Here is a 4,270-nt window from a genome sequence, read left to right as displayed (position 1 = left end):
GCCTCGCCGCCACCGGCCTGATCATGGACGGCTGACCACCCTCCAGGCCGACATCACAAATTCAAGTTCAGTAGCAGTTGGGGATGGTCACTCCGTTGTTGTCCTTGGCCACGTCGTTGCCCCACCGTGACAGGTAGAACGCCGACACCCACTGACCCTTCGGGCCGACGTCCGGGTCGGTCTTCAACCACCAGTGGTTGAAGCTGCCGCCGCTCGACACCTCACGGCCCCACACCTTGCAGTACACGTAGTTGGTGCCCTGGTACAGCGTCCCCGTGGCGCTGCCACTGGTCGAGGTCGCGGAGGCGTACACCGGCACGTTGGCGAAGGTGTCGACCCAGTACTTGCCGGTCGGCGCCGGGGTGCCGCCGCCGCCCGCGCAGTCCGGGACGACGGTGCCGTTGTTGTCCTTGGCCACGTCGTTGCCCCACCCGGACAGGTAGAACGCCGACACCCACTGGCTGCTCGGGCCGACGTCCGGGTCGGTCTTCAACCACCAGTGGTTGAAGCTGCCGCCACTCGACACCTCGCGCCCCCACGCCTTGCAGTACACGTAGTTGGTGCCCTGGTACAGCGTCCCCGTGCTGCTGGTGGAGGTCGGGGAGGCGAACACCGGCGCGTTGGCGAAGGTGTTCACCCAGTACTGCCCGCCACCCGCCGGCGGCGGGTTCGGCGTCGGGGTGGTGTTGCCCGAGCCGTACAGCCGGATGGCGCCGTAGTAGTCGCCGTGCGAGGACAGCGCCGCGACCTGGACGTACCCGCCGGAGTACGGGGCCTCGACGATCCAGCCCTGCCCCAGGTACATCGCCACGTGGTGGATGGTGGAGGCGGTGTTCCCGAAGTACACCAGATCGCCGGGAAGCAGCGGCGCCGTCCCGTCCGCCCGGTAGTAGCGGGCCACCGCCCGGGACGTCGGCCACTGCGTCCGCGTGGTGCCGTTGATGACGTCCGCACCGACCGCCAGCGAGTAGGCGTAGCGGACCATCCCGGAGCAGTCCAGGCCGCGGACGTTGCAGTCGTTGGGCGCGCCGTTGGAGGAGTCGCAGATCCCGTAGGTCGGCCCCGGCTGCGAACCGTGGCCGCCGCCCCAGGAGTACGGAGTCCCGATCAGCCCGCAGGCGGACCGCACGGCGGCGGTCGCCTGCGACGCCGCCCCGGTGGACAGCACTCCACAAGCGGGCGCAGCCTGCGCCGCCCCGGCCCCGGCGAAGAACACTCCGACCGACACCAGCAACGACAGCAGAGCCGCCCACCGCAGCGGGGCGACCAGCCACCGCGACAGAAGGTTTACGCGCGTAGTCATAGCCGCGGATCCTTCCGGCGGCCTGACATCACATCAATGGGGATTCCACACAGGGGAATTGACTGCACATTGGCGGCCGACCACATTGCGCAAACCCGGCAAGGACACAGGCGTCTCGTCAAGGTTATCAACGATCTGCCAACACGCGTGCCAAAACAGCAAACTGACGAATCGTCATACACTGAGGGAAGATCGGCGAAGGCTTCGCCGCAGGCCGGCCGCCTGGTGCCGGTCCGAGTCGACCGGAGTTGGCCGGACAACTCTTCACCCGGGCTTCGCGAGGAGTTCCGTCGGGCGTTCTTGAATCCGCGGCATCGGGCCTGCCATCCTGACGCGCGCCATTGACCAAGCCCTCCCACCCTCAGGAGAGTGCCTCCATGCGGAACCCCTCCGCGCACCGACGGCTGCACCTGTTGCTGCTCGCCGTCGTCGCCCTGCTCGTGCCACTCCTACCGACCACGGCCGCCGCCGCGGGCAGCTCGATCGGCATGGCCGCCACCAGCTACGTCCAGGGCCGGACTTCGGCCGTGCCGGTGACGTACAGCACCGGTCAGCCCTCCGCCACCAACTGGGTGGGCATCTACCCCACCGACCCCGCGAAGGGCCCCGGCAGCGGGACGGCCTCGCTGGCCTGGGCGTACGCGCCGAACAGCAGCGGAACGGTCACCCTGGCCGCGGGCTCCCTGCAGCCCGGCAGCTACCTCGCCTACCTGCTCGCCAACGACGGCTACGCCCCGCTGGCAGCGCCGGTGCTGTTCACCGTCACCTCCTCGACCGTCCTCGACACGCAGAGCAGCATGCTGTGCGTCGGCCAGACCTCCTACGCGCAGGGCCAGGCGGTGGTCGCCTCCTACGGCACCGGCCGGGTCGCCGCGACCAACTGGATCGGCATCTACCCCGACAACGGCCAGCAGCCGGGCGGGAGTCCGGCACTCGCCTGGGCCTACGCGCCGAACGGGACCGGCTCGGTGTCCCTCGCCACCGACGCGCTCGCCCCGGGCGCCTACCTGGCCGACTACCTCTACAGCGGCGGCTACACCGCGCTCGCCCGCCCCGCCCGCTTCTCCGTCACCGCGCCCGGGACGACGGGCAGCGCCAACCTGATCGTCAACGGGGACGCCGAGTGCGCCGACGCCTCCGTCAGCGGCTACGACGGCGTGACGCTCCCGGGCTGGCAGACCGTCGGCGTCCCGACCGCCGTGGCCTACGGCGCGCCGAACGGCTTCCCGTCGACCGGCACCCCCGGGCCCGGCAACCGCGGCAACGCCTTCTTCTCCGGCGGCCCGGTCGGCAGCTCCACGCTCTCGCAGACCGCCGACGTGTCGGCGGCGGCCGACCGGATCGACGCCGGCGGGGTGACGTACAACCTCTCGGGCTGGCTGGGCGGTTACGCCCTGGAGAACTCCACCGCCACCCTCACCGCCACGTTCCGGGGCGGCTCCGGCGCGTCCCTCGGCACCACCCGGATCGGGCCGGTCAGCGCCACCGACCGCGGTCTGGCCACCGCCCTGCTCCAGCGCACCGCCACCGGCACGCTGCCCGTCGGCACCCGCAGCATCGCCGTCGTCCTGCAGCTGACCCGCGAGTCGAGCCGCACCGGCACCGCGTACAACGACGCTTACGCCGACAACCTGTCGCTGACCATCTCGGCCGCCGTCCCCGCCCCCGCCCTGCCGGCCCCGGTCGCGTCCCAAGTGCCTTCGCTGGACCACGTGTTCTTCGTGATGCTGGAGAACAGGTCCTACGACCAGGTGATCGGCAGCTCCACCGCGCCCTACCTGAACCAGCTGGCGAACAATGGCGTCACGCTCACCCAGTCCTACGGCGTCGTCCACCCCAGCGACCCCAACTACCTTGCCGTGTCCGGGGGTTCCACCTTCGGCCGGACCGACAACCCCTACCCGGCGCTGACCGGCGCCCTCACCTCGCCGCACCTCGGCAACCTGGTCGAACAGGCCGGCCGGTCCTGGCGCGGCTACGTCGAGGACATGAAGTCGCCCTGCAACCTGAGCTCCAGCGGCAACTACGACGCGGACAACATCCCGTTCGTCTACTTCAAGGACGTCACCGGAGACGCGACCCGCTGCCAGGACAAGCTGCAGCCGATCACCCGGCTCTGGTCCGACCTCCAATCCACCGCCACCACCCCCGACTTCGTCTGGTTCGAACCCAACAGCTGCAACACCATGCACAACTGCGACGTCGCCACCGGCGACACCTGGATGCGGACCAACCTCCCGAAGCTGTTCGCCTCCCCCGCCTGGACGCAGCAGCGCTCCGTGCTCGTCATCACCTTCGACGAGGACGACAACAACCACGGCCAGCGCATCCCCACCATCGTCACCAGCTCGCCCGGCCTCACCAAGCCCGGCTACCGCTCCCCCGCCCCGTACAACCACTACAGCATCCTGCGCACCGTCGAACAGGGCCTGGGCCTCCCCGGCCGCCTGACCCAGAACGACCAGTTCGCCACCCCGCTCAACGACATCTGGAACTGACCCAGCACCCCGGCCCCGATCAGCGGCCGGGCACGTCCAGCACCTCCACCGTCCCCCCGGCCGCGACTCCGCCCGGGGGGACGATCGCTTGGGGGGACGACCGCTTGGGCGTCGGCGAGGGCCAGGCCGCGGAGCATGGCCGGGCCGTCGAACGGGAGGGGCAGGGCGGTGCCCACCGTGAGCGTCACCGGGCGGAGGCGGGATCCACCATCACGCCGGCCTCCGGAGAGCGAACCCTGATGCCGCCCCTGACCGCCCTCGGCTTCGCCCTCCCGCCACGCAGCCCGTTCGGCACCACCTCAAGGAGCAGGACGGTGTCTTCCCTGGTGCCCTCGCCCAGCTGAGCGTCGAGGGGTGGGAGGCCGCCGAAGCAGTACACGCCCGGGCCGGCACGGCCCGTTTCATCCCCGCAGGTCGGAGCTCCACGTCTCCGGATTCCTCCGGGAACGCGAAAAAGCCCCCCGCCGTA

Annotated in this window: 2 protein-coding genes; one reads left to right on the top strand and one right to left on the bottom strand. The window is 70.4% G+C overall.

All coding sequences use genetic code 11. The features are described from left to right. Nucleotides 1–67 precede the first annotated feature (67 nt). Nucleotides 68–1,303, bottom strand: a complete 1,236-nt coding sequence (locus IEZ12_RS37140) for a C40 family peptidase (RefSeq protein ID WP_189278825.1) — start codon at nucleotides 1,301–1,303, stop codon at nucleotides 68–70. 377 nt (nucleotides 1,304–1,680) lie between these two features. Between IEZ12_RS37140 and IEZ12_RS37135 the strand changes: the two genes are divergently transcribed. Continuing rightward, entirely contained in the window at nucleotides 1,681–3,801 is a 2,121-nt protein-coding gene (locus tag IEZ12_RS37135) for an alkaline phosphatase family protein (protein ID WP_189278822.1), read from the top strand. Nucleotides 3,802–4,270 lie beyond the last annotated feature (469 nt).

The organism is Kitasatospora griseola (assembly GCF_014648555.1).
Classification (GTDB): domain Bacteria; phylum Actinomycetota; class Actinomycetes; order Streptomycetales; family Streptomycetaceae; genus Kitasatospora; species Kitasatospora griseola.
Note: the sequence above shows the minus strand (reverse complement) of the source record. Positions and strands in the feature narration are given on the sequence as shown.